Source organism: Thalassotalea sp. Y01 (assembly GCF_012932945.1).
In the GTDB taxonomy this organism is placed as follows: Bacteria; Pseudomonadota; Gammaproteobacteria; order Enterobacterales; family Alteromonadaceae; genus Thalassotalea_A.
In genome coordinates, this window is record NZ_JABBXG010000004.1 from 58,514 (window position 1) to 75,634 (window position 17,121).

At 43.8% G+C, this 17,121-nt stretch carries 15 protein-coding genes; 6 read left to right on the forward strand and 9 right to left on the reverse strand.

Going from position 1 to position 17,121, the window contains the following annotated elements:
• The first annotated feature begins 260 nt into the window (after positions 1-260).
• From HII16_RS06820 to HII16_RS06835, 5 genes are all read left to right on the forward strand, one after another.
• Positions 261-1,787, forward strand: a complete 1,527-nt coding sequence (locus tag HII16_RS06820; RefSeq protein ID WP_169128684.1) for an aspartate aminotransferase family protein — start codon at positions 261-263, stop codon at positions 1,785-1,787.
• 15 nt (positions 1,788-1,802) lie between these two features.
• Positions 1,803-3,044 carry an MFS transporter gene (locus HII16_RS06825; protein WP_169128686.1) on the forward strand — a complete coding sequence of 414 codons (1,242 nt, stop codon included), beginning with the start codon at positions 1,803-1,805 and terminating at the stop codon, positions 3,042-3,044.
• 9 nt (positions 3,045-3,053) lie between these two features.
• The gene (locus tag HII16_RS16885) at positions 3,054-3,629 is read left to right on the forward strand and encodes an aminotransferase class III-fold pyridoxal phosphate-dependent enzyme (RefSeq protein WP_248289532.1); all 576 of its coding nucleotides are present in this window, start codon (positions 3,054-3,056) and stop codon (positions 3,627-3,629) included.
• A complete protein-coding gene (locus HII16_RS16890) occupies positions 3,592-4,158 on the forward strand; it encodes an aminotransferase class III-fold pyridoxal phosphate-dependent enzyme (RefSeq protein WP_248289533.1) in 567 nt (188 codons plus the stop codon). Before HII16_RS16885 ends, HII16_RS16890 begins: the two co-directional genes overlap by 38 nt.
• A 63-nt stretch (positions 4,159-4,221) precedes the next feature.
• On the forward strand, positions 4,222-6,567 hold the full coding sequence (locus HII16_RS06835; protein WP_169128688.1) for a penicillin acylase family protein: 2,346 nt from the start codon (positions 4,222-4,224) through the stop codon (positions 6,565-6,567).
• A 30-nt stretch (positions 6,568-6,597) separates the two neighbouring features.
• Here the strand turns inward: HII16_RS06835 and HII16_RS06840 are convergent, their stop codons facing one another.
• From HII16_RS06840 to HII16_RS06880, 9 genes are all read right to left on the reverse strand, one after another.
• The gene (locus HII16_RS06840) at positions 6,598-7,653 is read right to left on the reverse strand and encodes a M48 family metallopeptidase (protein ID WP_169128689.1); all 1,056 of its coding nucleotides are present in this window, start codon (positions 7,651-7,653) and stop codon (positions 6,598-6,600) included.
• 2 nt (positions 7,654-7,655) lie between these two features.
• On the reverse strand, positions 7,656-8,732 hold the full coding sequence (locus tag HII16_RS06845) for a YjgN family protein (protein WP_169128691.1): 1,077 nt from the start codon (positions 8,730-8,732) through the stop codon (positions 7,656-7,658).
• A gap of 166 nt (positions 8,733-8,898) precedes the next feature.
• Positions 8,899-11,067, reverse strand: coding sequence for a DNA helicase II (gene uvrD, locus HII16_RS06850; RefSeq protein ID WP_169128693.1), 2,169 nt, complete (start codon positions 11,065-11,067; stop codon positions 8,899-8,901).
• 147 nt (positions 11,068-11,214) lie between these two features.
• Entirely contained in the window at positions 11,215-12,729 is a 1,515-nt protein-coding gene (locus tag HII16_RS06855) for a carboxypeptidase (protein ID WP_169128695.1), read from the reverse strand.
• Between the two features lie 141 nt (positions 12,730-12,870).
• A complete protein-coding gene (locus HII16_RS06860; protein ID WP_169128697.1) occupies positions 12,871-13,584 on the reverse strand; it encodes an HAD-IA family hydrolase in 714 nt (237 codons plus the stop codon).
• Between the two features lie 2 nt (positions 13,585-13,586).
• Positions 13,587-14,294 carry a DUF484 family protein gene (locus HII16_RS06865; protein WP_211183438.1) on the reverse strand — a complete coding sequence of 236 codons (708 nt, stop codon included), beginning with the start codon at positions 14,292-14,294 and terminating at the stop codon, positions 13,587-13,589.
• Between the two features lie 21 nt (positions 14,295-14,315).
• On the reverse strand, positions 14,316-15,146 hold the full coding sequence (gene dapF / locus HII16_RS06870; RefSeq protein WP_169128699.1) for a diaminopimelate epimerase: 831 nt from the start codon (positions 15,144-15,146) through the stop codon (positions 14,316-14,318).
• Between the two features lie 25 nt (positions 15,147-15,171).
• On the reverse strand, positions 15,172-16,419 hold the full coding sequence (lysA, locus tag HII16_RS06875) for a diaminopimelate decarboxylase (RefSeq protein ID WP_169128701.1): 1,248 nt from the start codon (positions 16,417-16,419) through the stop codon (positions 15,172-15,174).
• Positions 16,420-16,486: 67 nt separating this feature from the next.
• Positions 16,487-16,633: a lipoprotein gene (locus HII16_RS06880; RefSeq protein WP_169128703.1), complete on the reverse strand. Its 147-nt coding sequence runs from the start codon at positions 16,631-16,633 to the stop codon at positions 16,487-16,489.
• 162 nt (positions 16,634-16,795) lie between these two features.
• Here HII16_RS06880 and cyaY point away from each other — a divergent pair, with 162 nt between their 5' ends.
• Positions 16,796-17,116, forward strand: coding sequence for an iron donor protein CyaY (gene cyaY / locus HII16_RS06885; protein WP_169128705.1), 321 nt, complete (start codon positions 16,796-16,798; stop codon positions 17,114-17,116).
• Positions 17,117-17,121 lie beyond the last annotated feature (5 nt).

Genomic DNA, 17,121 nt, shown 5'->3' on the forward strand with positions numbered 1-17,121 from the left:
CAACAACATATCATTGGTTCACTGGTTAAATATTAGACCACACATAATTGCACATATATACAATTTAAGATTGACTTATCTCGAACAATAGTTCAATTTACTTTGCAACAGCTTAGCCTTCTTACTTATAACAGACGAGCTTTTTGTTGAAGCAAAAAGTTATAAAAATTGGGCTTGTGTACAAATTCATATTCGGTCACTATGCGCCAATCACCACCGTTAACATTTTATTAACATAGCGGAAATTTACGGAGTTTTAAATGAAGTTTCCAGAACAAGGTCAAGACACAGGAACAGTACTTACTAAATTAGAGTTAATGAAGAGTGAAGACCTGCCTTGGGAAGAAGGCAAAGTATTCGCCTATGTATATGACGCTGGCCCGCAAGCGATGAAGCTTATAAAAAACTCGTTTAGCCTGTTTTTAACCGAAAATGGTCTAGACCCAACGGCGTTTCCAAGCGCTATGCAACTAGAGAAAGAAGTTATCGGTATGGCCATTGATTTGATTAATGGTGGCGATAAAGCCGAGGGCAGTTTTACCTCCGGTGGTACTGAATCAATTATATTAGCGATCAAATCTGCGCGAGACTTTGCCAACGCAGAACGCAACATTAGCGAACCGGAGTTGCTATTACCGGAAACCGCTCACCCAGCCTTCACTAAGGCCTGTCAGTACCTAAAAATTAAGCCGGTCGTTGTTAAAGTTAATGAGCAAAACTTTCAAGCCATTGGCTGCGAAATGGAACAAGCAATTAACGATAACACCATCATGATGGTGGCGTCGGCACCGGGTTATGGTCATGGTATTATTGATCCCATAAGTGAGTTAGGTCAGATCGCTCTCAAGCACGACATTCTATTTCACGTCGACAGCTGCGTTGGCGGTATGTACTTACCGTTTGCTAAACAATTAGGCTTCGATATTCCCGACTTTGATTTATCGGTGCCAGGAGTAACGTCAATTTCCATGGATTTTCATAAGTGGGGATATGCGGCAAAAGGTGCATCCGCGGTGATCTACAAAGACGGTGCCAAGATGCGCAGCTATCAAATTTTTGCTTGGTCAGGCTGGACCGGTTACTCGGTGATAAATCCAACGGTGATGTCAACCAAATCCGCCGGACCGATCGCTGCGTGTTGGGCAATTCTCAACCATATGGGCAAGCAAGGTTACTTAGATTTAGTGCAAAAGAGCCAAACCGCTGCCAACAAAATCATGGACGCCATTACCAACGACATTGAACCACTGCGACTTATGGGTGAGCCGAAAGCAAATTTATTTGCCATCACATCGGACACTGTCGATATATTCGCTCTCGCAGATGAAATGAAAACTCGAGGTTGGTACATTCAACCCCAGTTTGGTTTCTCATCATCTAAGGGCAACGTACACCTGTCGGTAGGCGCGCATAATGCAGATAAAGCCGATGAATTTATTAGCGATCTGAAAATGATGACAGCCAAGCTGGTGACCGAACAAAAAGGCCCATCAATGCAACAGTTACCCGATGACATCGCCGAGCTGGTGGCTAACCCTGATGAAAGATTACTGGAAAAGCTTAGTGAACTTCTTGGCTCAGACGGCACCAACTTACCGGAGCGCATGGATGCGGTAAATAACGTGCTAAACCTTATGGAGCCAAAGCTTAGAGATAAACTGCTGGCAGACTTTCTTAACCAACTGTATTCAAGCGCCGACAAGAGTGTATTTGAAGGAGTGAAAATTCCTAAGATTTATCGCCTTTACCGTTATTTCAAAAAACTGTTAGGCTACAGTGATAAATAATAACAAGACGTCATCATGCAATATTTGAAAGAAAACTATCGTTGGCGAATATGTCTGGTGCTGTTCGTCACCGTGTTGGTTGGTTTTTACGACCGCTTAAATATCACCTTTGCCATTCCCTTAATGGCGCAAGAATATGGATGGAGCGATCAGCAAGTTCGCGATAACGGCTCTTTGCTTATGGGCATATTCTATTTAGGTTATGGCTTAGCCAATATCTTTTTAACCCCAATTGCCAGCCGTTTCGGCCCACGCAAAACCCTACTGGTGGTTATTGTTTTATGGAGCCTGTTTACTGCGTTGGGCGCGTGGGTAAGCCAATTTATGATGCTGCTCATCGCCACTCGAGTATTGCTTGGCCTCAGTGAAGGTGTGCATTTTCCGATGATGGCGCAACTCACCAAAAACTGGTTCACGTTGCATGAGCGTGCCAAGGCGAACAGCATATGGGTCAGTGGTATATTCGTCGCGGTATTGACCGCACCGCTGTTATTGGTTCCCATGATGGCCAATTTTGGCTGGCGTTCGGGCTTTGTCGTCTTGGCCTTAATCGGCCTAGTGGTTTCCTTACCATTGGTTTACCTAACCATACATGACAAACCCGAGCAACATAACAAAGTCTCATCACAAGAACGGCAATACCTTGCCGACCACCATGATTACGAAGGTGGACTAACCGACAATTCGCTGCTCTGGCAGGTCATGACCAAACCTGGTTTTTTGTTATTGATGGCGATAGGTATCTGCAACAATATTGTCGCGCTCGGCGTCTCAAGTTGGTTACCGACCTATTTTGCCACCGAAAAAGGCATCCCATATAATGACATCGCTTGGTTAGTTGCCACCCCCTATGTATTTTCATTGTTCGGTATTGCGCTATGGTCTTACCTTGGCGACAAGCACAATAAACGCACCATAGTAGCCGGTGTTGGTTATTTTATGTGTGGAATCATGCTGTCTTTGGCCTTAGACAGTGACACCATATGGCAAGTGGCGTTATTGTTTTCTGCTGCGGTATTTTTTATCTCGTCGTACAACGCCTGCGAATTTGCCATGGTACAACGGCTGTTACCTAAACATAAGGTTGCCACAGGCGCTGGTATTTATAACGGCTTAACCACCATGATTGGTGGTGGCTTAGGACCGGTCATTGTCTCGCCAATCATAGGCGATGGCGAAGGCACTTGGATTGTATCTGTGGTGTGTGCCATTAACGCCTTGATGCTCATCGCCGTTTATCGCACAGTGAAATATTAAGGCACAGCCATGCCACGTATCATCTATCCACAAACCAACCCTAATGAAACCGAACAATTAATCATTAGCCGCGGCCAAGGTGCGTATGTCTATGATGATAAAGGCAAGCAATACATCGAAGGACTTGCTGGTTTATGGTCAACATCTTTGGGTTATGGCAACGAAGAGCTTATTGAGGTTGCCAATCAACAAATGCGCGAGATAGCCTATACGCCGATGTTTGCCGGAAAAAGCCATATCATAGGCATTGAGCTCGCTGAAACACTCTCAGACATGCTACCGATGGACGATGCGCGGATATTTTTTGGTAACAGCGGAAGCGATACCAATGACACTCATTTAAAATTATTACGATATTATTTTAATGTCATCGGCAAGCCAGAAAAGAAAAAGGTGATATCACGGCATCGTGCCTATCATGGTGTCACTATGGCCGCCTCATGTTTAACCGGCTTACCGGCGTTTCATCAGCATTTTAATTTGCCCATTGACGAGCTCAATATCTTGCACATCGATTGCCCACATTATTATCGTAATGGCTTGCCCGATGAATCCGAAGCTCAATTTTGCCAGTCGTGCCTTTGACATTGATGCTGACATGATGACCTTTGCCAAAGCCTTATCCTCGTCATACTTACCTATTAGCGCCGCTTCCGTGAGCGCTAATATTCACGAAACAATTCGCGAGCCGGCTAGCAAAGTTGGCGCATTTGCCCATGGATATACCTATTCTGGTCACCCTGTTTGTGCAGCAGTTGCATTAAAAACCTTGCAAATTTACGAACGTGATCAATTATTTATACATGCAGGACAATTAGGGTGCTATTTTCAACAACGCCTAAACGAGCTCATAAAATTTGAGTGTGTTGGCGAAATCCGTGGTATGGGATTAATCGCCGGGCTAGAAATTGTCAGTGACAAAGCGAACAAAACTGCCTGTGCAGAACTCGCCGCTAACATCGCTGCCAGATGTCTTGAAAATGGTCTGATCCTGCGACAAGTATACGGTAATACGCTGGCTTTATGCCCGCCTTTGATCATCAACAAATCACAGGCGGATGAGATTGTCGATAAGTTAACGTTGTCAATTGAACAAACGTTAATTCATCGCTAACTGGCCAGCATGGTATAACGCTACCGTACAAAAATAATTGGTATCAGACATAAAGGAATTGTCATGAAAACCTTGTTAAAGTTACTGCTTGCGATCATGATCATGTTGGTCATCAGCACCTTATCAGTATCGAACGTGAAACTTGACGGTATCGAATTAGTAAAAGGTGCAAAGCAGGATATTGAGATCCAATTTGATGCGGCGCAACGACCATTCGTTTACGCTGACTCTCTCGACGACGCCCTGTTTGCAGAGGGGTACTTGCATGCTGCCAATCGCCTTTGGCAAATGGAGATGTTTCGCCGCGCAGGCTCTGGTCGTCTAAGCGAACTGTTTGGTAAGGATATGATCGCCACCGACATCGAATTGTGGCGCCTTGGTATTCCTAAATTAGCACAAAAATTACAAGCCAACGCCAGTGATGTGATGCAACAGCGTGTGCAAGATTACATCAGCGGTATCAACAACTTTATTTATGCTAACCCAATTCTGCCACCCGAGCTTTTATTGCTTGGCTCAAAGGTATCTCCATGGCAAGCGGAAGATGTCTATGCAGTCGGCGCGTTAATGGCATTTCAAAGCGGTAATAATTTTCGCAACGAGTTGTTGCGCATGGCCATATACAATGAAGTGCAACCCGAGCTTGCGCGGATGTTCCTCACCCATGACGGCAACAAGCAAGAATTCCCATATGTTATGCCATTACCCGCAGCCAATCATAACATCGTAGATACGGTCGCCAGACTTGATAACACTGATGCCAACGAAAACCACTTAATGCCAAGGTTTGCTTTTGGCTCAAATGGCTGGGTGGTTAGTCCCGAGAAAACCGAAAATAAACGAGCATTATTTGCCTTTGATTCTCATGATGCCTTGGGGCTACCGAACTTATTTTATGAAGTGCATTTATTTTTTAACCTCAATAACCAGCCTCGACAAATACGGGGTTGGTCTGTAGCAGGGCTGCCAGGGGTGATTAATGGCTTTAATGAACACATCGCTTGGGGCTTTACTAATATTGGTGATACCCAAGACGTATTTGTCGAAACTCCGCATCCAGAACAAGCCTTTACCTACAAAGATGGAGAAACTTGGTATAAAGCCGACACCGAGCAAGTCAGTATCAAGGTCAAAGGCGAACAGAAGCCAACCAAGGTGACGTTAGTCAATACCTTAAACGGCGTGTTAATCGCCGAAAACCCGTCGTTGTCATTACGCTGGACCATACAAGATATTGGTGACAAAGGCTTGGACGCTATTTTACAGTTTAACCTTGCTCGTGACTGGCAGGAGTTTAACAAGGCCTTAGATCAGTTAGCCGCACCATCGTTAAATGCCACGTATGCCGATACCAAGGGCAACATAGGTTTTCGTACCGCTGGTGTATTGCCACTTAGAGGCGAAGGGGTTGGCTTAGTGCCACTCGCTGGCGACATCGCCGAAAATCGCTGGCAAGGCATGGTAAACGAACGCGATATGCCACGTATTTATAACCCCAAAGCCGGATTTATTGCGGCCGCCAATGCTAGGGTTAATGCCGAAGGTCAAGGTGTCTTAGTATCAGCAGATAACGCCGCACCGTATCGCATTCAGCGTATACAATCGGTATTGCAGGATAAACAGCAGCTCACTTTAACCGATATGCAAACACTGCAAGTTGATTACTTTGATACGCAAGCACAATTATTGTTACCAACCATGCTTGCCGACCTCACACCGAGTAGGTCTACCGCTCATATTGGCGCGCAACGGCTATTAAAACGATGGCTAGAACAGCCCATTGCTGATAAAAACAGTGGCGCCGCATTGGTGTTTCAGCTTTGGTATAAGCAACTCGCTAACGATTTATTAGCAAGCCGATTACCAAAACCACTACTCAATAAAGTATTAAAGAAAAGTTATTTGGTAAATCACACTCTGGATCAATTGCTACTATCTGAGACAGAGCATTTATGGTGGCAAGATAAGCGTAAAAAGTTTATATCTGATGCATTCACTAAAGCGGTTAAAAGCCTAGTCAAGACACAGGGCCAAGATCCACTTAAGTGGCGTTTGGGTAATATGCATACCGTAAAGCTTAACCACGAATTAGGTAAAGCGATATCCGTTTTAGACCCCATGTTTAATTCTGACAGCCAGCCAATGTCCGGCTCAACCAGTACCGTTGGCCGAGCCAATTATGATTATTTAGGCGACCTTAAAGTCAAGCATGGTGCCACCGTCCGGGTTATTGCCGAAATGACTGATGACATTACCGTCAAATCAATCATGCCCGGTGGCCAAAACGGTCATCCCATGTCAGCACATTATGATGATCAATTTACTTCATGGTTGAATGGCAAGTTGACGGTTATTGAAGAGCCTCAGCAACAAGCATCAATGAGCTTATTGCTTAAGGCATACAACTAATTTAATCCATTAGACGGTAAAGACTAAACGCTAATAGGTTTGTTTTTCAGCGGCGCGTTTGGCCTTATTAATACGTTCGATTAATGCTGGGTGAGTACTGAAGTACTTGCCCAAGTTATCCTCATCAGCAGCATCGCCCTGTTGCTCAAATAAGCCTTGCATCGCTTTAGCAAAATCATCCGCCGAGCGATCCAGTCGGTCTAGTCCTTCAAGGGCAAAGTCATCGGCTTCGGCTTCTAAGTCACGAGAAAAGTTATTCTGAATTACCGTTAATGCGGTACCCGAGAATAATTCAGCCATGCCTTGTAGATCACCAAAGAAATACGATAACAACAAGGTGGTCGCTAACGATTCAGCCATCGCTTGCATACCATGACGATGTTCAACATGAGCAATTTCATGCAACAATATCGCCGAGATAACTTGCGGTTGTTCTGCAAATAAATTAACCAAGTCATCAGTAACAACGATGGTGCCACCAGGTAAAGCAAAGGCATTTGCACCAAACGCTTCACTTTTGTAAAAGCGCAAATCATAAGGGTATTGATTCAGCTGCAATCGCTGCAACATATAATCAAAATCATCGCTTATAAGCCGCTGTGTTTGCTCGCTGATTTCAGTTTCATCAAGAACGTGTTCGGCAATAAACTCTATCGACTCTTGGTCAACATTGTGTAAGAACGACACCGGTAAAATATGCGCCACCGAACGCGCCGCGCCTGGTACCACAACATTTATCAACAGATAAAATAATATCGGCACCAAAACAAGCGCCGGCAGCCAATATCGCTTGCTACGTTCGAGTTTATCAACCAGGTGAAATACGCTGTTTTTTTGCTCGAGTAAAAAACGGCACACTGGATCGTCTCTATCCAAGCTAATGTGATTGCCATCACTCAACAGCACATCACAAGGAATGCTGCCAAGCGGCTGTGATACCTTCAGGTTTTGATATTCGCTTTGATAAATCGTCTCGCTATTGTTCGCATCTAAGATAAATAATTGCTCATCTTCAATGCGTACCTTAACGTCGCGCACAGCATCCTGTCCGCGACTCATTAATTTACCGTTGCCGTGCAATTGCATCGTTAACCTAACGCAACATCAACATCAAAAACATTGGCAACTTCATCACCAATAGCGGTGGTTTGTTCGCCAATTTCATCAATGACTTCGCTACGGTTGTCTACCGCCATGATGCCGGTGTTATCGATGGCATAGTTAACCATACGGATTTTGGTCCAAGGATAAGCCAAGCCAAAGCTACAGATTAAAGCAATGATATTGGTTAGATAGATATAGCACAGGCCATTAAAGCTAAAAGTAGAGCTAAAGTTAGCAACGCCTTGCAAGAAGGTACTTTCAAAAATATGGTTACGTACACGAGCCTTATAGAAGGCACGCACAATGGTAAACGCCAACAGGTATACGGCAAACGTAGCAAACGTCATGATACTCATCGCTTGCTCGCTGACACTGGCATCTGGTGTCACGGTGCTAATCACAAACATTGCCACAGCAAAAATGATGGCAAATAAAATACCCGAGATAAAACTGGCGACAAAATATATTTCGCCAGACAATTCGGTACTAAATGCTTTGTTGCCGTATTTGGTGTTATTGACTATGTATTGATCCATATTCTTCAATACCCACGGCATTGCCAGATACAAGGTAAATATCGACGCAAATGGCAACACCACAAAATACAGCAAAGTTTGCCAATAGGTGCCGGTGTAATCGAAACGCACATTACGATAACTGGTCATGCGCATTTTAAAACGCAAACTTGAGCAAATTAGAAACGGCGTTAAAAACACCATCACCGCCATAAAACCAAACATAAATTCAGGTGACTGCATACTTAGCCAGTAATACGCGGCGAACAAAATCACCGCCAGTATGCGCCCTTTAAGGATCTGCATTGGCTCAGCTAAGTAGTTAAAACGATGACCATCTAATTCGGTACTACCATACAGGTAACGAAAGGTACGAACTTTGGCCCAAGCAGAATATATCCCCAAAGTAATAATACTGAGCAGGACATTGACGATCCAAATGCCGAAAAATTCTTTTGATTTGCCGTGAAAACGAAAGTCCACCGGTGACAGGCTCATTAACGCAGGTGACGAAGACTTAGTCTCGTCCTTGTGTTCGTGTTCCATATTTTATCCTTGTTTTAAAACCTAATTATTATTATTCCTAGTGAGATCAGAATGCCAATAAATTGAGTTCTGATCCATCAGAGGCTCATTATGTTAATAAAACAATAAGGATTGCAAGTGGGTAATAACAAAGGCTAAACACTGCTAGGTGCTTAGCCCTAATTGACTATATCGCTTGTAGGTTTGCGTAGGCGACAACCAACCATTTACTGCCCGATTGCTCAAAGTTAACCTGCACTCGAGCTTGCTTACCTGCGCCTTCAAAATTCAATACCACCCCTTCACCAAACTTGTTGTGCTTTACACGTTGGCCAAGTTTAAAGCCGGTATTTTCAAATGTTTCTAAGCTAATGGTATTGCTAAAACGGCCGGTGGTTTTCGGCTTACTGACTTGGTTGCGCATACGAATTTCTTGCAGAAATTGATCCGGTATTTCTTTTAAGAATCGACTTTGGCGATGATACTTTTCTTGACCGTATAAGCGACGTGTTTCCGCATGGGTTAAAAACAGCTTTTGCATGGCACGGGTCATCCCGACATAACATAAACGGCGCTCTTCCTCGAGACGGACAATGTCTTCAGCCGATTGTTGTGACGGAAACATGCCCTCTTCCATACCCACCATAAACACCATTGGAAACTCCAAGCCTTTGGCGGAGTGTAAAGTCATTAGTTGCACCGCGGCTTCGTATTCATCGGCTTGCGACTCACCCGCTTCCAACGCTGCATGGGTTAAAAACGCTGTTAAAGGCGTCATGTCTTCAACCTCATCGTTCACCTCAAATGTTGAGCAAGCGGTCACCAGTTCATTAAGGTTTTCGATACGCGCGGCAGCACGTTCACCTTTTTCCGCCTGATACATTGCATGCAAGCCAGTATAGTGAATGACTTTTTTCGCCTGCTCATCAAGGTTAAGCTCGATAATGTCGTCTTCGAGTTGGTCAATTAACTCAACAAAGCCTTGTACGGCGTTCTTTGCTCGACCACTTAATTCATCGTGTTTCAACAAATGGCGACAGGCATCCCAGAGCGTCGCACCATGACTGCGCGCCGCATCACGAATGTAGGTCAACGCCTTATTACCAATGCCGCGGGTTGGGGTATTAATAATTCGCTCAAATGAGGCATCGTCATTACGATTGTTGATCAGTCGCAGATAGGCCAATGCATCTTTAATTTCTTGGCGTTCGAAGAAGCGCAAACCGCCGTAAATGCGATATGGGATCTGCCCCTGCAATAACGCTTCTTCAAGTAAGCGCGATTGCGCATTTGAACGATACAGTAAGGCGACGTCATCTAGGCTATTGCCCTCTTCAACCCATTGTTTTATGCGTGAGGCAACAAATCGAGCTTCATCTAATTCATTAAAAGCGGTGTACACAGAAATGGCTTCACCATCAACGCCGTCAGTCCACAAATCTTTACCTAAGCGATTGTTATTGTTATCGATTAGTGCATTAGCGGCATTAAGAATATTTTTTGTCGAACGATAATTTTGCTCAAGACGAATGGTTTCGGCGTCAAAGTCTTTACTGAAGCTTTGGATGTTCTCAATACGTGCACCACGCCAACCGTAAATGGATTGGTCATCATCGCCAACAATCATCATGTTGCCGTGTTTTTGCCCAAGCAAACTTAACCAGGCATATTGAATGGCATTGGTATCTTGGAATTCGTCGACCAAGATACGGGTGAATCGTTGTTGATAATGCTCAAGCAAAATTGGGTTATTTAACCATAACTCATGAGCGCGTAATAGTAACTCAGCGAAATCAACTAAACCGGCGCGATCACAGGTCTCTTGATACACTTGATAAATCTTAATGTAGGTGGCTTCTGTTGGATCATATTGGTTATCAATGTGCTTAGGACGTAAGCCTTCATCTTTTTTGCCATTGATGTACCACATTGCTTGTTTCGCCGGCCACTTCTTCTCATCGAGCTGTAACGAACGAATCACTCGCTTGATCAATCTCAGCTGATCATCAGAATCAAGTACCTGAAAGCTTTGTGGTAATTTTGCTTCTTGAAAGTGCATGCGCAATAAACGATGAGCCAAACCATGGAAAGTACCAACCCACATGCCATGAACATTACCGCCAACCGCTTGCTCAACACGACCACGCATTTCTGCTGCGGCTTTGTTGGTAAAGGTTACTGCCAATATACTGTGTGAGGATACGTCTTCGACTTGCATTAACCAAGCGATACGATGCACTAATACTCGAGTTTTACCCGACCCGGCACCGGCCAATACCAATAAGTTTTTACTCGGTGCAGCAACCGCTTCCCGTTGCTTATCATTTAACGAATCGAGGAGTTCTGATACATCCATAGTGCTGATATTTTGCCAATGCCAATAAGATTTTGCTTTAGTATAACGCAGTCACTGTATGTAAAAACAGTAAAAAATTAAAAATCATTAAAAAGGGGAGCTAATGCTCCCTTATCATTGTTTTATTAGACTGCAAACCATGGCCATTTAGTACTTAGCGGCCTGCTCTTTCGCTGGAATGGAGTCTTTAATAAATTGACGTAAGTCGTCATTAGATTGCTTTAAGTCATCATGACGCAAGTACATCATGTGACCGCTGCGGTAGCCTTTAAAGCTCAAACGCTGCTTCATCTTAGAACTTGGGTCGAGCTGCCACATGGTATATTTGGCATCAAAGTAATTGGTCGCGCCATCGTAATAGCCAGCTTGCACCATAACATTTAGATATGGGTTTTGTGCCATCGCTTGGCGCAAGTTTTCACCGGTGTTATTGTTGTTACGATCCCAAGGGTGAACATTACCAAACATATTGTATTTAACGTCGGTTTTATAGTTCAACTCTTCGCGGATATAGTAATTAATAGCAGGCGTAAATGAGTGCAACCATGAAGTCAGCTCGGCGTTGTAATCTGGGCTGTCACCAACATCTTTCTTGTCGATACCTAAGTAACGAGAATCAAGTCGGCCAACGGTTTGACCGCGATCGCGCAATAACTCTTTCCAGAAAAAGCGAGTATCGACATCTAAGTTAGAGCGCAATACTACTTGCTCACTAAGACCGGCGTATTCGGCAACTTTCGCGGCAATACGCGCTTTATGTTCAGGCGAGATAAAACCGCCCATCGCCAATGCCGGTAAATATTCATTAATGGTGAAGTCTTCAACTTCAGGTAAGAACTCCAATAAGTCCATGTTTTGATACTTGTCAGCTAAGGCTTTGTGATACCACGCCGTTGCCGCAAAGTAAGGTAAACGGTTGGCTGCTTTGACCGGACCTTTACGGTCGATACCAATGTCAGTCGGTGATACCAACACCACACCATTTAGGTACATCCATTGGCGATTCTGCAGCTCTAGTGCCAAACCTGATACACGGGTTGTACCATAGCTTTCACCAATCAGATATTTAGGTGAGCGCCAGCGATTATTGCGGGTAACAAAGGTATTTACCCAATCAGCCAAATATTTAACATCGGCATTAACGCCAAAGAACATTTTCTGTTGTTCTTCTTTTGTCGGCATTTTACCGTCTTTATTTGGTAGCACGCGCGAATAGCCCGTATTAACTGGGTTCACAAACACGATATCTGCGGTATCTAGTACTGAATATGGGTTGGTTTTCACCCCATACGGTTGTAACGGATAACCTTCATCATCGACATTTAACACGCGTGGACCGGTATATGCGACGTGCATCCATACCGACGCTGAGCCTGGACCACCATTAAAAGAGATTAATAAAGGTCTTGATGCTCTGTCTTTAACGTCATCACGTTGATAATAGGTGTAGTACAAGGTGGCAACAGCGTCACCATTGTCATTCCATACCGGCTGTGTACCTGTGGTTGCGGTGTACTCAAAACGCTCACCATTAACCTTGGTTTTATGTTCACTAACAACGCTTGAGTCGATGTCAATTTTACGACCAAAATCTTGGTCTGCGGCAATTGATGCATGACTAACAAGGGCCATTACAGTAAAAATTAGGCTTGTTATTTTCATTTAATTATCTGATTTTGTATGCAAAGAGTAATCAAACCATTAAAAATCGTTTGCCTTTAAGGCGCAACATAAATTGGTTGATTAACCGGAATTATAGGTTAAATGGAAGTATAGCTGTAGATAAGATGAACAATTGGCCAATTAATAAAACATCGCCAGCTGTTCAACATGGTCGAATTCGGCATTTGGTAACACTTTCAATGGCTTTTTACGAATGCCAAATTCATCGTTGTTGATCCAAATTGTTTGGCAACCCGCTGACAGCGCACCGTAAATATCGGCATGGGTGCAATCACCAATATGCAGCAAATCTTTGCGCTCAATCGACAAGGCTTGACTCGCCTGCTCAAACATATCCGCTTCTGGTTTTTGCAAATTACCGTCACCGGCAAAAAAGCTGTGACTGAAATAGTCACTGATACCGATCTCTTCGATACTGACATTACCGTTTGAGATGGCCACTAATGGGTACTTTTCGCTTAAGCCGTGCAACAGTGCTTTTACTCGATCTGGCACTTGCAGATTATTACGATGACTTAAAAAGTAATCAAACGCACTTTGCGCTTTTTGCTTTGCCTCTAGCTCACTGTAACCAAGGGCTTCAATACCCGCTTGCATACAGGCTAAGCGCAGCGCAGTGACGTCGTGACATAACTCAGGCTGATTGGTTAAACAGACGTTCCGATGTTGCCACCAAAACTCACGGCCCAAATTGGCACACTCTGGCGCAATCTGTTGCAAATGCGACTGCAGTTCAGCCTCAGCTTTGGTTATTACAGGATGGTTGTCATAAAGAGTGTCATCTAAATCAAAGCTAATCGCCTTGAACGATGACAACCTTTTGTAGAATCGCACCGTTATAAACCTACTTTTAATAACTGTTGTATTAATAGTTTAGCAATCAATGTGCGAAATTGGTTTAATAACAGGGTATCCATTGTTGGATGAAAATGTTCGGCATCTTGTGAACTGATGGCGATAAAACCAAGCACCTTTTCACGCTCCGTTAATTTCACCAATACTACTGAGCCGACGTCTGTTGATGCAAACACGCTCTCTTGTTCTGATTTTTGGATACGACCAAAGTAATATTCTTTATCACCAAGGCGATTTTCAAGGATGTCAGAGCAGTCGGTTTTAACGATAGTTGGATGACCAATCTCAAAATCTTTGTTGGTCAAATACAGTTTAAAGCCAGCAAGATTAAGTAGTTGCGTCGTGGTTAATTGCAGTTTACTTAGAAAGTCAGACAAATCTGGGCTTTCAATCAAACTCAAATACAAGTCGTTATAGACCGTGAATAATTGCTCGTTGTAATTGGCAACCGTCAACAATTGGGTAATTTCTTCTTCTAACGCATGAATTTTTTGGCGCTGAATTTGTTGTTGGCGCTCTACTAATGAGACCACGCCACGCTTGTTATCGCTAAAACGAATTGACGCCAGCAATTGCGGATTGCGTGCGAAAAAATCTGGGTTATCTTGTAAGTAAGTGGCGATCAACTCATCATTAAGCAGTTGGGTTTCTTCGTTCACATTGATATCAGTATTATTGTTGTTATTCAAAATGGTATCCAAGATTCGGTTTTAAAGATGTAAATGGCCGTCAAAAACATGATCTGCAGGACCGGTCATTTTTACCGGGTGGCCTGGGCCTTTCCAGAATATTTTAAGTTTGCCACCAGGCAGTTCAACGGTCACGTTATTAGCAAGTTTCTTTTGCGTTATGCCAACAACGACAGCACCACATGCACCACTACCACAGGCTAATGTCTCTGCCGCACCACGTTCGTATACGCGCAATTTAATGTGCTTTGGTGAGACAACTTCCATGAAACCAATATTCGCGCCTTCGGGGAAACGTTCATGCACTGCCAACTCAGCACCTAAGGTGCCAACCGGCGCATCTTGCACCGAATCGACGGTAAGTACGCAATGAGGGTTGCCCATAGAAACAGTGCCGCATAATACGGTTTGCTGCTCTGTGCGAATAATATAAGTGCCTTCAACTTTTTGCGCATTGAAGGGGATTTTTGCCGGCTCAAGTTCTGGCACAGGCATGGTCACCGTCACTTGTCCATCACGCTCAATGTGCAAGGTCATTTTACCGGAAGCGGTTGATACTTTGACTTTGTTTTTATTGGTTAGGCCTTTCATTTTCACGAAGCGGGCAAAACAACGGGCACCGTTACCACATTGATTCACTTCACTGCCATCGGCATTATAAATGCGATAATGAAAGTCTAAATCCGGGTCATATGGTGGCTCAACAATCAACAGTTGATCAAAGCCTACGCCAAAATTGCGATCCGCCAGACGGCGAATTTGCTCATTCGACAAAAAGATGTTTTGGGTAACGTTATCCAATACTAAGAAGTCGTTACCTAAACCGTGCATTTTAGAAAAATTCATTAACATGTAAAGGTCTACTCGTCAGCTTGCTCTATGGCAAGACCTGTTCACCCATCCAAAGGGACTCAATGCTTTCTCGTTGGCGAATCAAGTGATGTTGATCACCGTCGACCATGACTTCAGCCACGCGCGGACGAGAATTATAATTCGAGCTCATGGTAAAACCATAAGCACCAGCGCTGCGAACAGCAAGCAGGTCGCCGGCAGAAATTGCCAAGCTACGCTCTTTACCAAGAAAATCACCGGTTTCACAAACCGGACCAACCACATCATACAATTTTTCTTCTACCGAGTGATTGTTTTGTACTGGCACGATTTCCTGCCACGCCTGATATAACGAAGGACGTATTAAATCATTCATCGCACCATCGACGATAGCAAAATGTTTGTCTTCATTGGTTTTTAAAAATTCAACTTCGGTAACCAGAATGCCGGCATTGGCCATAATTGCTCGTCCTGGTTCATAAATCAGCTGCAAATCATAGCCTTGCATCTTATCAGCAATGGCTTTGGCATATTCACTCGGATGTGGTGGTGTTTCACCTTGATAAGGCACACCTAAACCACCACCAACATCAAGATGGCTTAATTTAATACCGTGCTGCGCTAGGCTATCAACCAATAACAATACTCGGTCAAGTGCATCAAGGAATGGCTGCACTTCGGTAAGCTGTGAACCAATATGGCAATCGACACCTTTGATAACTAAATGTGGCATCGCCGCAGCTTTTTGATAGACCTCGATGGCAGAATCAATGGCAATACCAAACTTGTTGTCTTTTAAGCCTGTCGAGATATACGGGTGCGTGCCCGCATCGACATCTGGATTAACGCGCAATGAAATTGGCGCTTTCAAGCCCATTTTCCCAGCAACGTCATTAATACGAGATAACTCTGCTTCCGATTCTACATTGAAGCAATGGATGCCCTTTTCTAACGCATAGGCTATTTCATCGGCTTTTTTACCAACACCAGAAAACACCACTTTAGCGGGATCGCCACCAGCTTGTATGACTCGCGCCAACTCACCTTTAGAGACGATATCAAAACCGCTTCCTAAACGAGCTAACACATTTAGAATAGCAATATTAGAGCTGGCTTTTACCGCATAACAAATTAAGTGTTCTGTTGCCGCAGCAGCTTGATCAAAGGCGTGCCAATGACGCTCTATGGTTGCTCGAGAATAGACATATAAGGGAGTTTGATATTTGCCAGCCAAGTCTTTGACTGAACATTGTTCCGCATACAAAACATCGTCTTGACGATTGAAAAAATCCACGCTTTAAATCCTGAAAATTAACTGCTTGTAATAACTGTTGAGAGCCGCCGTGTGTGTCACAAAACCGTTAGGATTTTGCTTCCGGTTGCTCTTGTTCTTGCTGTTTATTGCTCGCTTCTGGCTGTTCTTCATACAATGGCCCTTTCTGGCCACAAGCCGCCAAGGTAAATGTAAGCGAGGTTAATACAATAACTAACAGTTTTTTATTAAGCATTTTATTGATCGCATTGATGAGATAATAGCATTATAATCGCACTTAACCGCTAAAATACCAAGCCAAAAAAGCGTTAAAAATTGTGATTTTAGCGTTCAATTACCAAATTAATCATTGGTATAATGAAAATATGTCCGACTTGACAATAAATAAGGTTTCCAGATGAACGACAGCCAGTACAACCTAATGGCCGATGAACTCTTGCTCGCGGTAGAAGAAGCCATAGATGAATGTGATCATGATATCGATTACGAGTCTGCCGGTGGGCTGTTAACTTTAGCCTTTGTAAATGGCACAAAAATTATCATTAACAAACAAGCACCGCTGCATGAAATTTGGGTCGCGACCAAATTTAATGGTCACCATTTTGCTTATACTGACGAGCAATGGGTAGACAAACGTGGCGGTGATGAATTCTGGCAATTCTTATCAAACGCGGTCAGCGTTCAAGCGGATGCAACCGTCACTCTGGCTGCACAATAATTGCC

What these genes read in the sequence shown, in the direction of transcription:
- HII16_RS06820 (WP_169128684.1), top strand. Translation starts at nt 261, where the DNA reads ATGAAGTTTCCAGAACAAGGTCAAGACACAGGAACAGTACTTACTAAA.
- HII16_RS06825 (WP_169128686.1), top strand. Translation starts at nt 1,803, where the DNA reads ATGCAATATTTGAAAGAAAACTATCGTTGGCGAATATGTCTGGTGCTG.
- HII16_RS16885 (WP_248289532.1), top strand. Translation starts at nt 3,054, where the DNA reads ATGCCACGTATCATCTATCCACAAACCAACCCTAATGAAACCGAACAA.
- HII16_RS16890 (WP_248289533.1), top strand. Translation starts at nt 3,592, where the DNA reads ATGAATCCGAAGCTCAATTTTGCCAGTCGTGCCTTTGACATTGATGCT.
- HII16_RS06835 (WP_169128688.1), top strand. Translation starts at nt 4,222, where the DNA reads ATGAAAACCTTGTTAAAGTTACTGCTTGCGATCATGATCATGTTGGTC.
- HII16_RS06840 (WP_169128689.1), bottom strand. Translation starts at nt 7,653, where the DNA reads ATGCAATTGCACGGCAACGGTAAATTAATGAGTCGCGGACAGGATGCT.
- HII16_RS06845 (WP_169128691.1), bottom strand. Translation starts at nt 8,732, where the DNA reads ATGGAACACGAACACAAGGACGAGACTAAGTCTTCGTCACCTGCGTTA.
- uvrD (WP_169128693.1), bottom strand. Translation starts at nt 11,067, where the DNA reads ATGGATGTATCAGAACTCCTCGATTCGTTAAATGATAAGCAACGGGAA.
- HII16_RS06855 (WP_169128695.1), bottom strand. Translation starts at nt 12,729, where the DNA reads ATGAAAATAACAAGCCTAATTTTTACTGTAATGGCCCTTGTTAGTCAT.
- dapF (WP_169128699.1), bottom strand. Translation starts at nt 15,146, where the DNA reads ATGTTAATGAATTTTTCTAAAATGCACGGTTTAGGTAACGACTTCTTA.
- HII16_RS06880 (WP_169128703.1), bottom strand. Translation starts at nt 16,633, where the DNA reads ATGCTTAATAAAAAACTGTTAGTTATTGTATTAACCTCGCTTACATTT.
- cyaY (WP_169128705.1), top strand. Translation starts at nt 16,796, where the DNA reads ATGAACGACAGCCAGTACAACCTAATGGCCGATGAACTCTTGCTCGCG.